The sequence below is a fragment of the Mangrovivirga halotolerans genome (assembly GCF_026241165.1).
Lineage (GTDB): Bacteria > Bacteroidota > Bacteroidia > Cytophagales > Cyclobacteriaceae > Mangrovivirga > Mangrovivirga halotolerans.
This window is the reverse complement of the sequence record NZ_JAPFQN010000006.1, coordinates 77678-98961: the sequence shown is the minus strand read 5'-3', so window position 1 is coordinate 98961 and position 21284 is coordinate 77678. Positions and strand designations below refer to the sequence as shown.

Here is a 21284-nt window from a genome sequence, read left to right as displayed (position 1 = left end):
CAGAGGCTGTACTGTGGTGGTGCAGCCTTTTTTTATCTTCAATCTTATAAGTCCGGGCTTTTATATTCTGCAGAATTTTCGAATATTGCATTATTGATCAGCTGAAAAATCGTATTTTTACAGCCCAAAAATGAAACTCTATGGCTTGGTTTACAAGAAAAGATAAAGGAATAAGAACTCCGACCGAGGCTAAAAAAGAAGCACCGGACGGAATTTGGTATAAAACTCCAAGTGGAAAAATTGTCCACATGAGAGAGTTAAAAAGTAATTCATATGTATCACCTGAGGATGGATACCATGTCAGGATCGGCTCAGAAGAATACTTTGAAATACTCTTTGATAATAACAAATTTACTGAGTTGGACCCCGAAATGACATCTGCGGATCCATTGGATTTCGTTGACACAAAACCTTATCCATCCAGAATTAAACAATCACAGGCAAAGACAGATCTTAAGGATGCTGTAAGAACAGCCCACGGTAAAATTGATGGTCTAGATCTCTGTGTTGCCTGTATGGACTTCAACTTTATAGGAGGTTCAATGGGGTCGGTAGTAGGTGAAAAGATCGCAAGAGCGATTGACTATTCGCTGAAAAATAAAGTTCCTTTTTTAATGATCTCAAAATCTGGTGGAGCCAGAATGATGGAAGCTGGTTTTTCACTCATGCAAATGGGGAAAACATCAGCAAAACTTGCTTTGCTTGATAAAGCAGGAATACCCTTTGTCTCTTTATTGACTGATCCTACTACAGGGGGTGTTACAGCATCTTTTGCTATGCTTGGGGACTTTAATATTTCTGAGCCCGGAGCATTAATCGGTTTTGCAGGTCCAAGGGTTATTCGGGAAACTATTGGAAAAGACCTTCCTAAAGGATTCCAAAGCGCTGAGTTTGTTCTTGAACACGGGTTTTTAGATTTCATAGTTGATAGAAGAAATTTAAAAAGACGACTTGTTACTCTACTCAAAATGCTCAATGAGGAAAAAGCTGAGACAAAGAAAGAAGCTAAAAAAGTAGAAAAGAAAGAAAGCGCAAGCAGATGATTTCATAGAAAAAGTTTTATTATCCGTCTTGAATTGCATTGATGGACTTAGAAATAAAATTAAAGGCCGAAGGAGACTATCTTCTTCGGTTTTTTTTATTCTTAAAGTCTGATATCAAATACTTGCTTCTAAATCCAGCCTGATTATTTGATCTGACAGATTACTATCACTTTAAATTTAAGGGACTAATTAGTTAGGGGGCCTAATCTCTAAAGGTTTTGAACCCTAAAGACGATTGAATATGAAAATATATCAAGACTAGATTTGTTAATAATAAAAAAGCCTCCTCGAGCGAGGAGGCTTTTTCGTTACCCGAAACGGGTTCCAAGAGCCAAAATAGTGTGTGGGTAATAAATAAGAGGGATATTAGTCTTAAATTTTTTCATTAAACCTAACATCCTGTTTGGTTTTAGTTGAAAGACAGCTGTCTCCGTTCGTAAACAGCACATCTATTGTTGATTGCTATGTTGCTAAAGTAATGTAAGAAATTTATTAAACCAAAACTTTTTTGAAAAAAAATACTCTGTAAGCATACTTTTTACTCAGAAGATTATTCTGAATTGTCAATTGTTCAAAAAAATTGAATAAACTGTAGTTTTTTGTCATGATGATTGACGAAATGATATTTTTCTTCGATGAATGTGTAAATTGTAAGGATAAATAAATGACCGATTCTTTCGAATAGATTTTCATATTATGGAAGCATATTTGTTTAAACATCATTCCTTACTAATATTGTCCTATAATCAAGAAATAATAAATCATTAATAATTATGTAATGTTTTAGCTCTATTGTTAAGAAAAATTGTCTTTATTTTCCTATTTCCTATAAGGTTCTGTTTTAATTTTACTTCAATGTTGCTAAGGAAAAAACCCATTTTATGCAATTACTATGTTACATACAGATGTAATGCTGCTTGTAGCTTTTGTGATATTTGGGAAAAACCTTCTCCTTATATTTCCTTAGAGGATGCAGAATCGAATTTTAAGGCACTAAAAAAACTTGGAGTTAAGATCATTGATTTTACAGGCGGGGAGCCCTTGCTGCATCGTGAGATCGGAGAGCTTTTAAGTCTTGCCAAAAGCTATGGTTTTATAACTACTCTAACTACTAACGGATTACTTTATCCAAAAAAATATCGGGAAATAAAAGGTGTGGTTGACATGCTTCATTTTTCTCTTGATTTTGAATCTGCGGATAAACACAATGAAGCACGAAAGGTTAATTGTTATGATAAAATTATTGAATCAATTTCAATAGCTCTTGAAAATAATGAAAGACCGGATATATTGATGACAGTTTTTCCGGAAAATTTAAGTGAAATTGAAAGGATCTATCAATATATCTCTTTACCAAATGAATTGGTATTGATCCTAAATCCCGCTTTCGACTACAATGATATCAATTGTGCTACCTTTAATAAAGAGCAATTGTCTGCTTTAAGGTCATGGGGTAAAGAAAAACTCATTTATATAAATGAAGCATTTCTGGACTTAAGGCTAAATGGGGGAAATCATATTGATCATCCTGTATGCAAAGCGGGGTCATCAACTGTGGTGATTTCTCCTTTTAATGAATTAGTGGGGCCCTGTTATCATTCCTCCGTTGATAAATGGTTGATCAATAATGATCTTTATGACCTGTATCAAAAAGATGAAATTCAAAAAGTTTTGAAGATGGAAGGTCGCTTGCCAGAATGTGAAGGGTGTGTAATAAACTGTTATATGCAACCCAGTTTTGCGGTTAATTTTAATAAATACTGGTTAACGGCAGCCAGATCCACTTTTAAATATAATTTTTATAAAGGGACATGGAAACAACTTTTCGCTTGAGAAGTTAAAGATTTTGAATGTTGATTAAGCTATGTAGTAAAAATCATATTTATCTACTACATGGAATAAAGAATTAATGATATATTTGTGGCCTGAATAGAGTTAAAGAAAAAATTATCAGTAAAATAGTCAGATAAATGTTTTCAACGACAATTATTGTTTCAATTATAGCATTTACCGTAGTGATCTCGGCACTAGTGCTGATTTTGCTTTTCGCACAATCTAAATTAGTGCAGCAAGGTGATGTTAAGATTTACGTAAATGGTGACGAGGAAAATCCGATCGTAACCTCAGCAGGTGGAACTCTTCTATCTACATTATCATCTCAGAAGATATTTTTACCGTCTGCATGTGGTGGTGGTGGTACTTGTGCCATGTGTAAATGTGTAGTAGAAGATGGTGGAGGAGACGTACTTCCAACTGAAGAAGGACACCTTTCTCGAACTGAGAAAAAAGAAAATGTAAGACTTTCTTGCCAGGTTAAGGTAAAAGAAGATATGCATATTCGTGTTCCTGAAGAAATCTTTGGTATCAAAAAATGGGATTGCGAAGTTGTTTCTAATTACAACGTATCTACCTTTATCAAAGAATTTAAGGTTAAGTTACCGGAAGGTGAAAATCTTGACTTTAAATCTGGTGGGTATATTCAAATTGATGTTCCGGTAATTACCGTGGATTTCAAAGACATGGATATTACTCCTCATCCTGAATTAGGTCACAAAAAAGATGTTTACAAAGGTGATTGGGATAAATTCGGTCTTTGGGATCTTGTCATGAAAAATGATGAGCCTATCTTCCGTGCTTATTCGATGGCTAACCACCCGGCGGAAGGAAACATTATTATGTTGAACATCCGTATTGCTACTCCACCTTGGGATAGAGAAAACAACAAATGGATGGATGTTAATCCTGGTATTTGTTCTTCTTATGTGTTCTCTAGAAAGCCTGGTGATAAAGTGACTATTTCAGGACCTTATGGTGAATTCTTCATTAATGAGTCTGATGCTGAGATGATCTACATTGGTGGTGGTGCTGGTATGGCTCCGCTAAGATCTCATATCTTCCACCTGTTCCACACTGAGAAAACTGACAGAAAAGTTTCTTACTGGTATGGAGGTAGGTCAAAAAGAGAACTTTTCTATCTTGACCATTTCGAAAAGATAGAAGATGAGTTCCCTAACTTTAAATTTTACATTGGTTTAAGTGAACCAATGGAAGAAGATAACTGGAAGATTAAGAAAGACCTGCACGATAGCGAAGGTGATGGATATGTAGGATTCATTCACCAGGTATTGTATGATAATTATCTTAAAGAACATCCAGAACCAGAAGAAATTGAGTATTACCTATGCGGTCCTCCTTTGATGAACGCTGCGGTTTTGAAAATGCTTGATGAACTTGGCGTACCGAAGGAGAATATTAGATTTGATGACTTCGGAGGATAATATCACAAAAAATAAATTTAAAGGAACTTCAAATATGGAGTTCCTTTTTTTATTTTACGCTTGAATTAAAATGTTTCATAATGACAGACCTCAGTCTATTTTTTGATCCTGTATCAGATTCTTTATACGAAAATATCATTGACAGAAGTTCATTCTTTTTTCAGTTAACAATTAATAACGGAAAAGCGGAGTTACCTGATGATTGTACAATAGCTTTAATAGGGTTAACAGAAAACCGGGGTGCTGAGAATTCTGGAAATATTGCAGTTGCCGCTGATGAAATACGCAAAAAACTGTATACCCTTAAGAAAGGAGCAGGCCCTTATAGCATTATGGACCTTGGGAATCTTAGAAATGGTGAATCATATGAAGAAACAACACAACGAATAAGCGAGGTAGGCAGAGTCTTAATTGAGAACAATATTCTTCCTGTTTTTATTGGAGGAAGCCACGATTTGGATTATGGTCAATATCTATCCTATGAAGGGCTGGAGAAGCTAATAAGTGTATGCACTATCGACAAGACAGTAGATATGTCAGGTGATAAAGAAGAAGCTTCTGAACACCGGCATATACAGAAGATAGTGGTTCATGAACCTAATTACCTATTCAACTTTACGCTACTGGGATATCAATCGTACCTGATCGATCAGACTTTATTGAATACTCTTGAGAAGTTGCATTTCGATACTTTCAGGTTGGGATACTTAAGAAGTGATATTAAAGAGATCGAGCCTATTGTAAGAGAGGCCGATATGATGTCTTTTGATTTGACGGCAATAAAATCTGCTGATTTTCCGGGTGTGAAAAATGCTCAACCGTTTGGTCTTACAGGTGAAGAAGCATGTCAGGTTTGCTGGTACGCTGGTTTAAATGAAAAACTCAGTAGCGTTGGATTTTATGGTTATGATCCTTCTGAAGACGATAAAAATATGAAAAGCGCCATGGTTTCAGCTGTGATGATCTGGTATTTTATTGAAGGTGTGATTAACCGAAAGGAAGAGCAAAACTTCAAGACTAATGACTATCTCAAGTTTGTTGTTCCAATTGGTGGGGAGCCTGACCAGATGGTTTTTTACAAAAGTAAATTCACAGACCGGTGGTGGATGGAGGTTCCGCTAACCCGGGAAGATGAAGAAATTAACAAATGGGATATAGGGATTAACAAAACATGTGTTATCCCGTGTAGTTATAAAGACTACGAACAAGCCGGGCAAGGTGTGATACCAGACAGATGGATAGTTGCAGTTAATAAAAGATTATAATTAAAACCGGGATTTATATCCCGGTTTTATTTTAAATATTCATCGAGGAGCCAATATCAAGAAGTATCAACTCTTTCCCGGCTTCCTTGAATTTTTTTACTGCTTCATCATGATTAATTTCAATGTAAGGAAATGTGTCGTAGTGTACACCGAAAACTTTATCACATTTGACAAAATCCGAGGCAATTATAGCATCATCTACACCCATAGTAAAATTATCCCCGATAGGCAATATCGCCAGGTCCAGATTAGTGAATTGCGGGATCAATTGCATATCCATGTGAAGTGCAGTATCTCCGGCAAAATAAATAGAATAACCATCTGATTCGATGATAAATCCACCTGGATTTCCTCCATAGGTGCCGTCAGGTAATACTGATGAATGAACAGCATTAACATACTTTACCTTTCCAAATTCAAACTCCCAGTTTCCTCCATGATTCATCGGATGGCCGTTTTCGATTCCCTGATCTTCCAGCCATGATATTATTTCAAAATTAGAAACTACTTTCGCTCCAGACCGCTTGGCTATGTCTACTGCGTCTGCAATATGATCCTGGTGACCATGACTTATTAAAATAAAATCAGGATTGATCGTTGAAACATCAATATCTTTAGCAAGTTCATTAGGTGTTATGAATGGATCAAATAATACAGATTTCTCGGCAGTTTCCATCATAAAACAAGATTGACCGTAGTATGTGATTTTCATGTAAATTGTTTTTTTTGTTCCTTATTAAATATAACCAAATACCGAGATCTAATCTATGATATTAGGAGGGAATAAAAAAAGGCCTCAATTGAGGCCTTTTGTGTTAATGTGATTGACAATGACATCGCGGAAGCATATGAGCATTTGATTCTGAATGCCAATCAAAATTGCTGTTTACGCCATCCATCTCCCAGTAAAATTTGCTTCTTTCTTCCGGGGTATTCCCGATCTCATTCATCGTTTCGGTTTCATACAAGCGGCCGTTGACCATGGTCATTTCTACATATTGTGTGTTTTCAATATCCTCAAGAGGATTTTTTCCCAGGATGATAAAATCAGCAAGCTTTCCTTTTTCAATAGAGCCGATGTGATCTTCCATTCCAATATATTCTGCTCCATCTAGTGTCGCAGCTTGTAAAGCTTCCAGGTTGCTAAATCCACCTTGAACGAGCATCCATAATTCCCAATGAACTCCTAACCCCTGCAATTGTCCATGGCCACCTACACATACTTTTACTCCTTTGTCATGAAGTTTTTTCAATTGCTCTGCCACCAAAATATGGCCATTTTTATATTCTTCTTCAGGAGCCATTGTTCTGTGTCTGGACCGTGCATCAATAACTCCACGTGGTGTATATTTCAGAAGTTTTTCATTTTCCCAGACATTGGTTTTTTGATACCAGTAATATTCTCCGTTCAATCCTCCGTAATTAACAATAAGAGTCGGGGTATTAGCAGTATTCGATTCTGACCACAGAGTGATCACATCATTATATAATGGAGCCACTGGAATGTTATGTTCAATACTAGTGTGGCCATCTAAAATCATGGTCATGTTATGGTAAAAGGTAGAACCACCTTCAGGGTAAACCATGATATTATTTTCTCTCGAGGCCTGGATCACCTGTTGACGCTGATCTCTACGTGGCTGATTATAACTTTTTACAGAAATTGCACCGAAAGCTGCAGTTCTTCTTACTGCCTGCCTTGCATCTTCGAGCGAATTTATCACTGCTTTAAAATCACCATCAGCGCCATATAAAATAGTTCCGGTACTAAATATTCTAGGTCCAACCATTCGGCCACTTTTTACCAATTCAGACTGACTCAAAGACATCTCAGTATTTGAACTTGGGTCATGAGTAGTAGTAACACCAAAAGCAAGGTTTGCATAATATGGCCATTCTTTTTGAGGACTCAGCCCGTATCGGAAAGCATTTAAGTGAGCATGTGTGTCAACAAGGCCTGGCATGATTGTTTTTCCTTTAGCATCTATAGTTTTTGCTTTGGAAGGAATCTCAATTTCATTAACTGGTCCGACTTCAATTATTTTATTGCCTTCAACGACTATAACTCCATTTTCAATTACTTCATCACCGCTCATAGTTATTATCCGTGCGTTGGTAAAGGCAATGAGTCCTTCCGGTTTGTCGAATTCAGCTGTTAATTGAATATCAATGCTATCTGCTTTTATATCCCCGATACTATCCGGAGCTCCTTCTACGAAAGTAAAAACTTTGGAAAGAGGGATAGAATAATATTTATCTCCTAGAGTCCAGTGAAGCTCCTCACCATTGCTATTCCAGTGAATATTAATGCCCGCATCGCTACTCACTTTTTTGACAGGCAACGCTTGCATTTCTTTACTGATCTCAATTGTTTCACCTGTCTTTGTGAAAGGAGCAACATATACTTCATGTAAAGCGGAAAATGCTATCCATTTATTATCCGGGCTCAGGTGAAACGAATTAGCATATTTGCTATGGAAATGTTTTTGTTTATCTTTTCCGTTTCTATTTACACTGAAATAATTCTTATCCAGTGAGCCAAAAAGATATCCTCCGGTTTGATAAAAGATCCGTTCGTCATCAATACCAAATTCTGGAAAATCTCCTTCTTTAGTAATAAATCTCATTGGGGCACCCTGGATAACTTTCATTGTATAAATACCCGGGTTTACAGTATATCCAAATCCCATAGCGGGATTACCATCTTCTTTCTTAAAAACAAGGGTTGATCCATCATGGCTAAACTTCGGAGTTCTGTAGATTCCCTTTTCAGTAGTCAGTTTTGTGATGTTACCACCTTTGGAAGGAATGGTGTGTATTGCACCTCTGTCTTCATCGTCCCAGCTAACAAAAGCCAGAGTTTTACCGTCAGGACTGAAAGATGGTTCAAATGAAAAATAATCATCAGGAGTAAGTTTTTTAGGCTTGCCATTGGGTAATGATTGTATCCAGATATATCCCAATGCACTAAAAGCAAGATTTTTGCCATCAGGAGATGTCGTAGCATTTCTTATGACCTTAACTTCAAATTTCTCTGGTGCAGGGTTGTGTTTAAATTTTAATGCCTCGACAATAGTGTGTTCAGCAGATACTTTGAAAGGGATTATGGTATCTTCACCAGTTTCAGTATTTACTTTTTTGATTTTGCCTTCGGCATAGATAATGACATGCTTGTTGTCAGGTAGCCAGTCATATCCTGTGAAAGGACCAAAAATTGCCCAGGCCTCCTGCTGATCTTTACTTAGTCCATCATAAACAGGAGTATTGATACCGGTTTTGAAATCATGGATAAATAATACCGTTTTTGTGCGAACCCGCCTTACAAATGCCATCTTTTCACCATTGGGTGATATTTGAGGTCTGATTGCTCCCCCACCACCAGAAATATAAGTTTCCGTATCTCCGGTTTCAAGGTTTTTTCTTTTGATTACATATATCTGGCTATTGGGATCTTTATTGTATTTGAAATATCCACCGGGATAAACATCTTCGGAATAGTAAAGGTATTTACCATCAGGACTTACTATTGGTTCATTTACATCCTGCTGGTCATTTTTCCTTTTAGTAAGCTGAATTCCTGATCCGCCATTTTTATGGAACATCCATATTTCGCCGGCACCTAGCGAGCGAGTTGAAGTGAAGTGCTTTCGTGCTACAAGATAGTTGCCATCTGGTGTCCAGCTGGCATTATTTAATAATCTGAAATCTTCTTTGGTTACCTGTCTCGAATCTTTGCCATCAGTATTCATGATCCAGATATTATCAGCTCCGTTTGCATCAGAAGTGAAGCTGATCATTTTTCCATTGGGACTAAATCGTGGTTGTGATTCCCAGGCATGACCAGTACGAAGTGGTTTGGCTTCTCCTCCTTCAACAGGCATTATAAAAATATCTCCGAGAACATCAAAAACTATTTGAGTTCCATCCGGGCTAACATCCACATTGATCCAGGTTGCTTCGTCAGTGTTAATTGAAACTTTTTTGTTAGGGGTATCGGGATTTGTCACATCCCATTTTTTGTCTTTGCTTTCTTCCTGACCGACTATTTGAAAGGCCGGAATAGAAAAGAGCAAAAAGAATATAAAAAGGTGTTTCATGAAAAACTATTTTGGGTTAGGACTTATTTAAACGAAGCTAAATTAATAAATTAAGTATTAAATATTTTTCCAATGAAAACACTTATTCTCATGCGACATGCAAAATCATCATGGGAAGATCCTTATATGGATGATTTTGACAGACCTTTAAATAAACGAGGAAAAAATGATGCTCCTGAAATGGGTAAGCGACTAAGGCTTTTGGGAATGGTGCCGCTACAAGTTATTTCAAGCCCGGCGGCCAGAACAGCTGCTACTTCAATCAAAGCTTGTGAGAATATGAACTTTGATAAAAATGACATTGAATGGGAAAAAGATCTTTATCACGCCTCAGCTTCTACAATTTGGGAAGTAATTCGAAAGAAGGGAAAGGAAAATATTGTAATGGTGGTTGGTCATAATCCAGGGCTAAATAGCGTAGCTGATAGTCTGAACCTTGATATTGATAACATACCGACAGCAGGTGTATTAGTAGTAGTTTTAAGTATAAAAAACTGGTCGGAGGCAAGACCGGAAAAAGCGCGGTTTGATTTTTTTGATTATCCTAAAAATAAAGGAAAGGAGTTTCGCAGGCTTTAAAATGGCATTAGATCTTTTTTGAAAATTCCGAATTCTTTAATTCGGTATCCCAGAAACAATTTGAAGTTCCACGCACTGACATTCAAATTAACATTTCTTGTATTAGCATTAGCATTTTGAAAAACAATTGTTGTACCGGTAAATATCTTATCGCCATTGTACCCGAATGAAAGTCTTCCATTTAATGCCCCCCTGAACTGTGTATTTCTAACCTGTTTACCTTCAAAAGGATATTTTTGCCATTGAAGACCTATGCCAGCTGCAAAAGTTGTGTTAAGAAATAATTCGTTTAAAACGAAATTATGAGTATAACCTGGGAGCAATGAAAATGTAGTGAATTTGCCTCCTGAATACTTTACTGTTGGACTGAAATCATTATCAGGAATAGTATTAATAGCTGAATCCGCCTCTACTTTTATATCACTTATCGTAGCCCCTACAAGAAAAGAACCGGCAGATTTTTTTTGTCTCTCAGTTTGATTGAAACTAGATTTGAATGAAAATTTTTCGCTATTCTGAATCCAGAATCCCGTAAAACTCACATTTCTCACTGAAAGATCAGATCGTTGAGGGTGAGGGTCTCCATTTTGCCAATTTTTGTTTATTTGTGAAGCATTGGAAATATAAAATCCCTGATATTTTTGTAGATAAAAATCAACACCAAATTGAGTGCCATACAAATTAAGTTGAAAGTCACTGTAGTCAGTGTTACCATAAAGTCTGGCATTATCACCATCTTCATTTTCCGGCAACCTCAAGGTTACTTCAAAAGCTATATCAAAAGCATAACCTCCAAAACCGATCAAGCCATTGCCATTAGGTCGGTATTGGATTGTTTGCTGATCGTCAGTTTCAAGAGTGACATTAAGAGAGCGGTTTCCAAGCAGACCTTTTACATATAAATAGTCATCAAACCGTTCGATATATTCAGAACGGTCTGATGACAAAGTATCAGTTTCTTCCTGTGCGTATCCGCAAAATCCAATTAAAAATAAAACGACTAATAATTGCCGCATGAAAAGTATTTACTACAAGATATAGCGACTAAGATCCTTATTTTTAACTAATCCGGCAAGTTTTTCACTAACCATATCATCAGTAATGATTAGTTTAGCATTTGGTCCTATTTCGTCCGGAACTTCGTATAAAAAGTCATTTAAAAGTTTACTCATAACTGTATGGAGTCTTCTCGCACCGATATTTTCAACTTCAGCATTCACTTCAAAAGCTATGTTTGCAATTTGCTTAAGTGCATCTTCTGTAAACTCAAGAGTTACTTCCTCTGCCTCAAATAATGCTTCATATTGTTTAGTCAAAGCATTTTTTGGTTCTAGCAATATTTTCAGAAAGTCACTTTCAGTCAGGTTGTCCAATTCAACTCTGATCGGGAAACGCCCCTGCAATTCAGGAATCAGATCTGAAGGCTTACTAACATGGAACGCACCAGCAGAGATGAATAATATATGGTCGGTATTTACAACCCCATGCTTAGTAGTTACAGAACTTCCTTCCACAATTGGTAAAAGATCACGCTGAACACCTTCCCGGCTAACATCAGCACCCTGTTTATTAGAAGAAGCAGCGATTTTATCGATCTCATCGATAAAAATAATTCCTGTATTCTCAGTTTTTTGAATTGCTTCTTCTTTTACCTCTTCAAAATCGATCAGCTTGGACGCCTCTTCATCCAAGAGGATTTTTTTAGCATCAGCAATAGTGACTTTTCTTTTCTTAGATTTCTTAGGCATCATACCTGAAAGCATATCCTGAAGGTTGATCATTGACGACTCGTCGATCATTCCGCCGCCGATCATGCCTATTCCGGGATTACTTGGAGCTTTGATGTCGATATCAATCTTTCTGTCATCAAGCTCACCATTGCGTATTTTTTCCCTGAATCGCTCCCTGGTCTTTTCATTGAGCTCTTCATCTGTTTTAGGAGCCGACTCACTTTCAAAAGAATTAGTATCAGTAGATGATTGAAATCCTGTTCTCGCCGGGGTCTTTTTTATAGGAGGGATCAAGGCATCTAAAATGATCTCTTCCACAATTCCCTCAGCCTTTTCTCTTACTTCTTCCTTTTTCTGGACTTTTACCATGTGAATAGCCTGTTCTACAAGGTCTCTGACCATACTTTCAACATCACGTCCAACATATCCTACCTCTGTAAATTTACTGGCTTCCACTTTTACAAATGGAGCATCAGCAAGTTTAGCCAGTCTTCGGGCGATCTCAGTTTTACCAACACCGGTAGATCCGATCATCAGAATATTGTTGGGCATTATTTCCTCTTTCAATTCTGATTTAGTATTCATTCTTCTCCATCGGTTACGAAGAGCAATAGCTACATTTTTCTTCGCGTCAGACTGCCCGATAATATATTTATCCAGTTCTTTTACAATCTGCTTCGGTGTTAATGCAATTTCTTGTTTTGACATCTTAATTTTATTTATTGAATATAGATGAAATATCTTTTTGTAATGAAAGGTAGTTTACACCACCTCCCTGGTGAAAGAACCCATGCGAATATGAAAGCATGAATCCTTTAAGGTTCATATTAAATCCTAACGAAAGACCAGCGCCTCCGTTTCCCTGATTAGTTCTTAATTGTTGCCTTCTGTTAAAATTATACCCCGCCATGAGGTAGAAATTTTTATGTAGAAGGATTTCAGCTCCTGCGCTGATATGATAGAATATTTTATCTAAACCTGAATCCTCATCTTCAGAATCCAATCCTTCTGGTCTTTTTACATTTAAGTCAAAAGCTTGCAGTGTGAATCTGAATGGTGCAAACTCTGGTTTAAAAGTTGTGCCGATTGATATTCTGAGGGGAACATCATTATCGAAGGCATCGCTTCCAAATTTCCCTATTTGCTGGATACTTAGCGCTGCAGTAAGGTTTTTTTCAGGATGAAAATAAGTCCCTGAAATATCCAGGTAAGCGATCCCTTCAGAATACCCATCAAAATTGAACGATTCATAATTTATGTTCATTCCGATAGAAAAAAGTCCGATTTTATGAGATGCGCCAGCTGTAATACGATATGCTGAGGATGAAAATTCTCCTTCTGATGTTCCGGTATTAGTAGTTCTTTCAAGGCTACCATAATCAAGAAACTGAAAACCACCCCAAACTTTGATGCCATTACTGATTTCCTGCCCATAGGCGATAGTTCCATATTTAATATCTGCCAGGTAATCACCATAAGTCAAGTGAGCAATTCTGACTTGTGATGAGTCGGGTGTCATAGAAGGATTCCTGAACCAAACACTAGCATCATTATCAATGGTTAACGTTCTGCTTCCAAGACCTGTGTCTCTGGCAGAAGAAGGGAATAAAAGCATTTGGGTTTGGTCTATTTGCTGACCAAACCCTTTAAATGATATTATAATTAACAAAAAAAATGTCAGATGCCTTTTCAGGATCATATTTGTGTCTTGGAATTTGGGTTTTTATCAAATGAAAAGATCATCGGATCTTCAACTTTAGTTTTTAATAAGGCAATCTTTATCACCTCATCTACAGTATCGACGAAATGGAACTTAATATTTTTGATATAGTCAGGTTCGATATCTTTAAGATCCTTTTTATTTTTTGAGCACATTATTATTTCTTTAATACCAGCTCTTCCTGCAGCAAGGATCTTCTCTTTTATTCCACCAACCGGAAGCACTTTACCTCTTAAAGTAATCTCACCAGTCATTGCCAGCTTGTCTTTAACCTTTCTTTGAGTATATATTGAGGCTAGCGAGGTAAGCATTGTGATACCTGCTGATGGGCCATCTTTAGGAACGGCTCCAGCCGGAACGTGAACATGAAGATCGTATTCATTAAAAAGCCTGTGATCAATTTTTAAATGCTCTGCATTAGATTTTAGATATGAAAGTGCAGTAACAGCTGATTCTTTCATAACATCGCCTAATTGGCCTGATAAGGTAAGCTTTCCTTTTCCTTTGCTAAGGCTTGATTCAATAAATAATATATCGCCACCTACCGGAGTCCAGGCGAGACCTGTTACTACACCGGCATATTTGTTGTTCTCATAAAGTTCCTGATCATAAACTTCAGGGCCGAGTACTTCAACTATTTTTTCAGGAGTGATCTTTGGATCGTATTCCTCTTCAAGAGCAATTGACTTGGCAACATTTCGAACTACTGCTCCGATTTTACGCTCAAGACCTCTGACCCCTGACTCGCGAGTATAACCGTTAATCAGTTTATTAAGTGCGGCTTTATTTAAAGATGCATCTTTGGCTTTAAGTCCGTGTTCTTTTCTTTGTTTTGGAATAAGGTGTTTTTTAGCGATCTCAACCTTCTCCTCATGCGTATAACCAGTAATCTCAATTATTTCCATTCTATCTCTTAATGGAGCAGGGATGGATTCCAGGCTATTTGCAGTAGCAATAAAAAGTACCTTCGAAAGGTCGTAATCTATTTCAAGGAAATTATCACTAAAAGTACTGTTTTGTTCAGGATCAAGAACCTCCAGAAGCGCTGAAGACGGATCTCCTCTATGACCGGAGTCCAGCTTATCGATCTCATCGAGAATGAAAACTGGATTTGAGGATTCAGCGCGTTTAATGTTCTGAATTACCTTGCCGGGCATCGCACCGACATAGGTTTTTCGGTGACCTCTGATCTCTGCTTCATCATGAACACCACCTAAAGACATTCTTACATACTTCCTGTTTAGTGCCTTGGCTACTGATCTGCCCAGGGATGTTTTACCAACACCCGGAGGGCCATAAAGACAAAGGATCGGAGCCTTCATGTCTTTTTTAAGCTTTAACACTGCGAGGTATTCTATAATTCTGTCTTTTACCTTAGTGAGGCCATAATGGTCCTTATCGAGGATTTTTTTAGCTCTCTTGAGGTCAAAATTATCTTCTGTGTACTCGTTCCATGGCAGCTCAAGCATGAGCTCACAGTAATTTATTAATACCGGATACTCTGCCGCCTGAGGATTGAGTCTTAATACTTTGTCAAGTTCTTTGTTAAAATGTTCAGCAACGTCCTGGGGCCATTTTTTCTTGTCTCCCCTATTTCTGAGTTCTTCGATCTCAGCTTCTGGACCTTCGTTGCCCAATTCATCCTGTAGAATTCGTATCTGCTGACGGAGATAATAATCACGCTGTTGCTGATCGATGTCCACATGAACCTTGTTCTGAATCTCCTGCTTTATTTCAAGCATTTTGATATCTCGGGTCATGTATTCAAGCAGAAGTGAGGCTCTTTTAAAGCCATCATTTATTTCAAGTAATTTTTGTTTTTCGTCAACCTCTGCGTTAATGTTAGAGCAAAGGAAATGAGTCAAAAATTTAGTGCTTTCGATATTGTCTAGAGCAACTTGTGCCTCTTGTGGAATATCCGGGTTTAGCTTAAGGATTTTATTAGCTGCATCTTTCAGGGATTGTACCAATGCAATCAGGTTTTCATTTGTGTCAGCAGGGAATGATTCTTCCAACACCTCATGAGTGACCTTCAGATAAGGATCTTCTGATTTTACATCAGTGATCTTAAAACGTTTCTTTCCCTGGATAATAATCGTAATATTTCCATCAGGAAGGACGATCATTTTTATGATTCTTGCAATTGTACCGACTTCGTAAATGTCATCCTTACCAGGATCCTCATTTTTACTATTATGTTGAGCTACAACCCCAATTATTCTGTCATTTTCATAGACTTCCTTTACAAGTTTCACTGATTTTTTTCTCCCGACAGTAATTGGTATTACTACTCCGGGAAATAATACAGTGTTTTTTATAGGAAGGACAGGTAACTCTTCAGGGAGATTATCCATTGTTTTGTCATCATCAATTTCCTGCTCAGGATTTATCAATTGCAGCATATCTCCTGAATTATCTTCAGCCAGTTCTGTCAAAACTAATGGTGAAAGCTTATTTTCGTTGCTCATAATCTATATTAATGTGCCAAGATGGCATGTAATTTTCAATTTTGTTTTAATTTAAAGCGGATGAGAATACGGCAAGCCTTGTGCCAAACCATAAATTTACGATTTAACATGACAATATATCAGTCAGTGTGAAAATATTGAGGAGTAAATGTTACATTTAAATTTAATAATCAGACAAAAATGACCACTACAGATAATAAAATTTTAGATGCCATTGCCATCAGGCAAAAAATACGCAGAATGGCGTATGAAATTTATGAACGGAATTTTGAAGAAAAATCATTGGTTTTAGCCGGGATTCAGGGAGCAGGTGTAGATCTTGCCAGGGAATTGGGAAAAGAGATCGAAAGTATTTCTGAAATTTCTGTAGAAATTCTGGAAGTACTCATTGATAAAACAGACCCTGATGATGTAAAAATTTCGAAGAACACTCCTTTGTCCTCAATTACTGATAAAGTTGTTATATTGGTAGATGATGTGCTAAATACAGGACGAACCATGGCAAATGGTATGAAAATATTTTTAGGAACTTCTGTAAAAAAGATCGAAACGGTTGTCCTGGTAAACAGAAGTCACAAATCTTTCCCTATCCTGGCAAATTATTTGGGATATGAACTTTCTACCACACTTAACGATCATGTAGAAGTGAAATTGGGAAAGGATCCTGCAGTTTATTTAAAATAATATGAGCTTCAAGCCACAATCATCAATAGAAAAAAAGATAGCGAAAACTAAAATCGTTTTTATCGAAGAGGATTTGAATGTTAAATCCCTTGATAAAGAATTGTTTTTACTTCGAAAAATTATCTCAGGGACTAATGAGGGTTTGTGGATTTTTGATGTTGAGGCAGCTAAAGTATATGTCAATAACCGCTGGGTAGAGATGATGGGCTATGATATTAGCGAAGTCTCTTCAGACAGAAATTTATGGTTGGATTGGGTTCATGAAGACGATAAGTCAGAGTCGATCAAATCATTTATGAAAAGGATCAAAGAAAAAGATGATTCTGAATACCAGCACATTTTCAGGTTAAGACATAAGTCTGGAAAGTATTGTTACATTCGAAACCGGTCCAATTTTTTATATTCTAAGGAGGGAAAATTAGAATACGTAGTTGGAACTCATAAAGATGTAACAGAAGAGGTCAAAGCCAAAAAGGCGCTTGAAAAAACTAAGGAAAAATATTATATCCTTTATCAAAATTCTCAGGTAGTTATAGTTATTACCGAAGCCTCCACTGGTAAAATTCTGGAAGCGAATAAGAAATTTTACCAGCTTACCGGGGCGGATAGTAATAAAGAGCTTTACATTCAGGATTTCTATTATAATCTGGAAGACCGGATTGCTTTCATCGATGAGTTAAAAGAATATGGCAAGGTAGAAGATTTTGAATTAGAGCTAAAAAACATTCATGGGAATAAGCTTCATGGGCTTGTTTCAGCAACACTTAATAGAGAAGAAGATAGACTTGAAGCGGTAGTAAGTGACATAACTGCACTTAAAAAAAGCATGATCGAATTAGAGCAGGTAAATTATGAACTTGACCGGTTTGTATATCATGCAAGTCACGATTTAAGATCTCCTCTAAAATCAATTTTGGGACTGGTCAATATTCTCAGGATGGATAATGAGCCTGAGATTTATCAGAAATGTGTAGATGAAATTGAAAATAGTGTTAAAAGACTCGATGATCTTGTAGGAGATCTTTTACACATAAGTAGAAACAGCCGACTCGAAATAAAGAAAGAGAAGGTTAGCATACAGGTGGAGTTAAGCCAGGCAATAGCTGTTTATGGAGCGATTGAGAATATGCGAAACTTACAGGTTTATAGCCATATCCGCGAATTAGTTCCTTTTTATTCCGATCCTCCAAGAATCAGGATTATTTTAAATAACCTGATCTCTAATGCTATAAAATACAGAAGAGATATCGATAATAGTTTTATTCGCGTAACGGCGAAAATTGATGAAAAAGAGGCGAGAATCACAATAGAAGATAATGGAGAAGGTATTCCTGAAGATAAAATTTCTACTATCTTTAATATGTTTAGCAGGGCAACTGAAAAGAGTAGCGGGTCAGGTCTCGGGTTATATTTAGTTGAGACCACTGTCGATAAATTAAATGGTCAAATTTATGTCTCCAGTAAAGAGGGAGAGGGAACTACTTTCAGAGTTATTATACCTAATCATTATTCTGATATGGTTTGAAAATAGAAAAGTCTTTAGCACTTTTGTTTAACCAAAATCGAGAAAAACATGTCTGTACACAGATCATCTGATATAAAAAAGATCACTACCCACCGTTTGCAGGAAATGAAAAACACTGGTGAGAAGATCGCCATGCTGACTGCTTATGACTTTTCAATGGCTAAGATTATTGATCAGTCAGGTATTGATATTATTCTTGTTGGCGACTCAGCTTCAAATGTAATGGCTGGTCATGAAACCACTTTGCCAATTACGCTGGATCAGATGATCTATCATGCGAGTAGTGTTATCAGAGCTGTTGATCGTGCTCTGGTTGTTGTTGATATTCCATTTGGCTCATACCAGGGTTCCTCTAGCGAAGCGCTGAGGTCTTCAGTGAGAATAATGAAGGAATCAGGAGCTCACGCTGTAAAAATGGAGGGCGGAAGTGAAATTAAAGAATCAATTGAAAGAGTTCTTTCTGCAGGGGTTCCGGTTATGGGACATCTGGGATTAACTCCTCAGTCTATATACAAATTTGGAACTTATACAGTGCGAGCGAAAGAAGAAGCAGAAGCCCAAAAATTGATTGAGGATGCTGAACTTTTGGAGAAGATCGGATGTTTTGCTCTTGTGCTGGAAAAAATCCCTTCGAAACTGGCAAAGCAGGTCGCAGAAAAGGTTACTATACCGGTAATCGGTATCGGAGCTGGACCTGATGTCGATGGTCAGGTGCTGGTAGTACATGATATGCTGGGGATCACACAAGAATTCAAGCCACGTTTCTTGAGGCAATATGCAGACCTGAATGACATCATGTCAAAAGCTTTTAATAATTATATTGACGATGTTAAATCAGGAGACTTTCCTACTGAAAAAGAAAGTTATTAAATGATTACTGACATAGATCCGGCTTTGGCGACGGATCAGGAGCAGGGCCAAACCAGACTACTGCCCAGCTCCCTCTAATAGCAACTCCCATAGCTTTCCAGTCAATTTTTTTCCAGATTCCAGTGTTAATCACTACAGGGTTGTGTGCACTGCTTTCCTGCCATCCTGATAGTGCATCTTCCGGAGTTGCTTCACGGGAATGGTAAAAAATTATTTCATATCCATGAGCACCGTAATTGGCGATTTCCTTGGGTTTATACCACATACATGTGGCATTTTTGTGGTCATTAGTATAACAGCAGGATGTCCAGTCGCCTTCTGACGACCAGCTGTGAGGGTTGCAGTCATCGTCCATTTCATAATTATCTTCTAAATCGATAGCGTGAGCCTGAGCTACCTTAGTCAATTTCGAAGAGACTTCCACCGGAGCAAGATTATTATCAGTTCTGTAATTATTTAGTAATTTGTGTAGGTTGATTTCTTTTTCATTTAAGCATATTTCTTCATCAACCTTATTTGTGTGAGGGTTTACCAATGCTGAAAGAACAAATAGGAAAGATAAATAAAAGGCCATATCGTAATGTTTTTTGTTATAACGAATATTAATGCCAGTCATTATGTCTAACTACGGAAAACAGCTGTACGCCATTTAAACATAATTTCGTAACTTCGCATCCAACTATTATTAAAATATATTAAAAACTAACTCGGAATACTAACAGGTAGATTTACTATGGACAAAATTAAAGTAGCAAATCCGGTTGTCGAACTGGATGGTGACGAAATGACTCGGGTAATATGGAAGTTCATAAAAGATAAGCTTATTCTTCCATACATTGACCTTGATATTAAATATTACGATTTGGGTATCGAAAAACGTGATGAGACTAATGACCAGATCACTGTTGATGCCGCAAATGCAATTAAAAAGTACAACGTTGGTATTAAATGTGCGACGATTACTCCGGATGAGGCACGTGTTGAGGAGTTCGATTTGAAAGAAATGTACCGTTCTCCAAACGGAACGATCAGAAACATTCTTGGAGGAACTGTTTTCCGTGAGCCGATTCTTATTAAAAACGTACCACGTTTGGTTCCGGGTTGGACAAAGCCAATTTGTATCGGACGTCATGCTTTCGGTGACCAATACAGAGCTACCGACGTGATCACAAAAGGTAAAGGTAAATTAACAATGACTTTTACTCCTGAAAACGGTGAGCCTCAGACTTACGATGCATATGACTTCGATGGTGATGGAATTGCAATGATCATGTACAATACTGATGAGTCTATCTTCGGGTTTGCTCGTGCATGTTTCAACATGGCGCTAGAAAAGAAATGGCCTTTATATATGTCTACTAAAAACACCATCCTTAAGAAGTATGATGGTAGATTTAAAGACGTATTCCAGGAAGTATATGAAAATGAATTCCAGTCTAAGTTTGAAGAAGCTGGAATCACTTATGAGCACAGATTGATCGATGATATGGTTGCCGCTGCTCTTAAATGGGAAGGTGGATTTGTTTGGGCTTGTAAAAACTATGATGGTGATGTTCAATCTGATACTGTTGCTCAGGGATTTGGTTCTCTTGGGTTAATGACATCAACTTTGATCACTCCTGATGGTAAGACTATGGAAGCTGAGGCTGCTCATGGTACTGTTACCCGTCACTTCCGTCAGCACCAACAAGGAAAACCTACTTCTACAAACCCTATCGCTTCAATCTTTGCATGGACAAGAGGTTTGGCTTTCCGTGGAAAACTGGATGATAACCAGGAATTGATCGATTTTGCTCACAGCCTTGAAGCTGTTTGTATCGAAGCAGTAGAGAATGGTAAAATGACTAAAGACCTTGCTCTTCTGATTCACGGTGATGAAATGACTCAGGATCATTACTTAACTACTGAGGAATTCCTTGCTGTACTAGATGAGGGATTAAAAGCTAAATTAAACAAATAATTAGCTTTAAATATAAATTTTAAAAAAGCACTGCCGATCAGGTAGTGCTTTTTTTGTTGAACAAA

General features: G+C 37.3%; 16 protein-coding genes. 9 read left to right on the top strand and 7 right to left on the bottom strand.

Features of this window, described 5'->3' with window-relative positions; all coding sequences use genetic code 11:
- Positions 1–140: 140 nt before the first annotated feature.
- From accD to OO013_RS11195, 4 genes are all read left to right on the top strand, one after another.
- Entirely contained in the window at positions 141–1043 is a 903-nt protein-coding gene (accD, locus tag OO013_RS11210; RefSeq protein ID WP_266056901.1) for an acetyl-CoA carboxylase, carboxyltransferase subunit beta, read from the top strand.
- An 855-nt stretch (positions 1044–1898) separates the two neighbouring features.
- Positions 1899–2876, top strand: coding sequence for a radical SAM protein (locus tag OO013_RS11205; RefSeq protein WP_266056900.1), 978 nt, complete (start codon positions 1899–1901; stop codon positions 2874–2876).
- Between the two features lie 137 nt (positions 2877–3013).
- The gene (gene nqrF, locus OO013_RS11200; protein ID WP_266056899.1) at positions 3014–4321 is read left to right on the top strand and encodes an NADH:ubiquinone reductase (Na(+)-transporting) subunit F; all 1308 of its coding nucleotides are present in this window, start codon (positions 3014–3016) and stop codon (positions 4319–4321) included.
- An 80-nt stretch (positions 4322–4401) separates the two neighbouring features.
- On the top strand, positions 4402–5586 hold the full coding sequence (locus tag OO013_RS11195; protein WP_266056898.1) for a formimidoylglutamase: 1185 nt from the start codon (positions 4402–4404) through the stop codon (positions 5584–5586).
- A 31-nt stretch (positions 5587–5617) separates the two neighbouring features.
- Here the strand turns inward: OO013_RS11195 and OO013_RS11190 are convergent, their stop codons facing one another.
- Both OO013_RS11190 and OO013_RS11185 read right to left on the bottom strand, forming a co-directional pair.
- Complete coding sequence (locus OO013_RS11190) at positions 5618–6298, bottom strand: metal-dependent hydrolase (protein WP_266056897.1); 681 nt, start codon at positions 6296–6298, stop codon at positions 5618–5620.
- 103 nt (positions 6299–6401) lie between these two features.
- Positions 6402–9683, bottom strand: a complete 3282-nt coding sequence (locus tag OO013_RS11185; protein WP_266056896.1) for an amidohydrolase family protein — start codon at positions 9681–9683, stop codon at positions 6402–6404.
- Positions 9684–9755: 72 nt separating this feature from the next.
- On the opposite strand from OO013_RS11185, the gene OO013_RS11180 reads away from it, so the two are divergent.
- Positions 9756–10262: a SixA phosphatase family protein gene (locus OO013_RS11180; protein ID WP_266056895.1), complete on the top strand. Its 507-nt coding sequence runs from the start codon at positions 9756–9758 to the stop codon at positions 10260–10262.
- On the opposite strand, the gene OO013_RS11175 is transcribed toward OO013_RS11180, so the two are convergent.
- Genes OO013_RS11175 through lon form a run of 4 tightly spaced genes read right to left on the bottom strand, consistent with a single transcriptional unit; the run spans position 10259 to position 16180 of the window.
- Positions 10259–11278 (bottom strand): DUF4421 family protein, encoded by a 1020-nt coding sequence (locus OO013_RS11175; protein WP_266056894.1) that lies wholly within the window; start codon positions 11276–11278, stop codon positions 10259–10261. The two genes, OO013_RS11180 and OO013_RS11175, sit on opposite strands and share 4 nt — an antisense overlap.
- 12 nt (positions 11279–11290) lie before the next feature.
- Entirely contained in the window at positions 11291–12700 is a 1410-nt protein-coding gene (hslU, locus tag OO013_RS11170; protein ID WP_266056893.1) for an ATP-dependent protease ATPase subunit HslU, read from the bottom strand.
- A gap of 7 nt (positions 12701–12707) precedes the next feature.
- Positions 12708–13691 carry a PorV/PorQ family protein gene (locus tag OO013_RS11165; protein ID WP_266056892.1) on the bottom strand — a complete coding sequence of 328 codons (984 nt, stop codon included), beginning with the start codon at positions 13689–13691 and terminating at the stop codon, positions 12708–12710.
- Positions 13688–16180, bottom strand: a complete 2493-nt coding sequence (gene lon, locus OO013_RS11160; RefSeq protein ID WP_266056891.1) for an endopeptidase La — start codon at positions 16178–16180, stop codon at positions 13688–13690. The genes OO013_RS11165 and lon overlap by 4 nt, the downstream gene beginning before the upstream one ends.
- Positions 16181–16360: 180 nt before the next feature.
- Here lon and OO013_RS11155 point away from each other — a divergent pair, with 180 nt between their 5' ends.
- From OO013_RS11155 to panB, 3 genes are read left to right on the top strand one after another with little or no spacing between them, the layout of a single operon-like run.
- Entirely contained in the window at positions 16361–16864 is a 504-nt protein-coding gene (locus OO013_RS11155) for a phosphoribosyltransferase family protein (RefSeq protein WP_266056890.1), read from the top strand.
- A gap of 1 nt (position 16865) precedes the next feature.
- Positions 16866–18389 (top strand): PAS domain-containing sensor histidine kinase, encoded by a 1524-nt coding sequence (locus OO013_RS11150; protein ID WP_266056889.1) that lies wholly within the window; start codon positions 16866–16868, stop codon positions 18387–18389.
- Between the two features lie 48 nt (positions 18390–18437).
- Positions 18438–19259: a 3-methyl-2-oxobutanoate hydroxymethyltransferase gene (gene panB, locus OO013_RS11145; RefSeq protein ID WP_266056888.1), complete on the top strand. Its 822-nt coding sequence runs from the start codon at positions 18438–18440 to the stop codon at positions 19257–19259.
- Between the two features lie 4 nt (positions 19260–19263).
- Here panB and OO013_RS11140 read toward each other — a convergent pair whose 3' ends face one another.
- Positions 19264–19833: a CAP domain-containing protein gene (locus OO013_RS11140; RefSeq protein WP_266056887.1), complete on the bottom strand. Its 570-nt coding sequence runs from the start codon at positions 19831–19833 to the stop codon at positions 19264–19266.
- Between the two features lie 159 nt (positions 19834–19992).
- On the opposite strand from OO013_RS11140, the gene OO013_RS11135 reads away from it, so the two are divergent.
- On the top strand, positions 19993–21219 hold the full coding sequence (locus OO013_RS11135) for an isocitrate dehydrogenase (NADP(+)) (protein WP_266056886.1): 1227 nt from the start codon (positions 19993–19995) through the stop codon (positions 21217–21219).
- Positions 21220–21284: the final 65 nt, after the last annotated feature.

Bases quoted from the DNA above. Each gene is read 5' to 3' on its own strand.
- lon (WP_266056891.1), bottom strand. From the start codon at position 16,180: ATGAGCAACGAAAATAAGCTTTCACCATTAGTTTTGACAGAACTGGCT.
- OO013_RS11165 (WP_266056892.1), bottom strand. From the start codon at position 13,691: ATGATCCTGAAAAGGCATCTGACATTTTTTTTGTTAATTATAATATCA.
- OO013_RS11175 (WP_266056894.1), bottom strand. From the start codon at position 11,278: ATGCGGCAATTATTAGTCGTTTTATTTTTAATTGGATTTTGCGGATAC.
- OO013_RS11140 (WP_266056887.1), bottom strand. From the start codon at position 19,833: ATGGCCTTTTATTTATCTTTCCTATTTGTTCTTTCAGCATTGGTAAAC.
- OO013_RS11205 (WP_266056900.1), top strand. From the start codon at position 1,899: ATGTTGCTAAGGAAAAAACCCATTTTATGCAATTACTATGTTACATAC.
- nqrF (WP_266056899.1), top strand. From the start codon at position 3,014: ATGTTTTCAACGACAATTATTGTTTCAATTATAGCATTTACCGTAGTG.
- OO013_RS11195 (WP_266056898.1), top strand. From the start codon at position 4,402: ATGACAGACCTCAGTCTATTTTTTGATCCTGTATCAGATTCTTTATAC.
- OO013_RS11185 (WP_266056896.1), bottom strand. From the start codon at position 9,683: ATGAAACACCTTTTTATATTCTTTTTGCTCTTTTCTATTCCGGCCTTT.
- OO013_RS11190 (WP_266056897.1), bottom strand. From the start codon at position 6,298: ATGAAAATCACATACTACGGTCAATCTTGTTTTATGATGGAAACTGCC.
- hslU (WP_266056893.1), bottom strand. From the start codon at position 12,700: ATGTCAAAACAAGAAATTGCATTAACACCGAAGCAGATTGTAAAAGAA.
- panB (WP_266056888.1), top strand. From the start codon at position 18,438: ATGTCTGTACACAGATCATCTGATATAAAAAAGATCACTACCCACCGT.
- accD (WP_266056901.1), top strand. From the start codon at position 141: ATGGCTTGGTTTACAAGAAAAGATAAAGGAATAAGAACTCCGACCGAG.
- OO013_RS11155 (WP_266056890.1), top strand. From the start codon at position 16,361: ATGACCACTACAGATAATAAAATTTTAGATGCCATTGCCATCAGGCAA.
- OO013_RS11135 (WP_266056886.1), top strand. From the start codon at position 19,993: ATGGACAAAATTAAAGTAGCAAATCCGGTTGTCGAACTGGATGGTGAC.
- OO013_RS11150 (WP_266056889.1), top strand. From the start codon at position 16,866: ATGAGCTTCAAGCCACAATCATCAATAGAAAAAAAGATAGCGAAAACT.
- OO013_RS11180 (WP_266056895.1), top strand. From the start codon at position 9,756: ATGAAAACACTTATTCTCATGCGACATGCAAAATCATCATGGGAAGAT.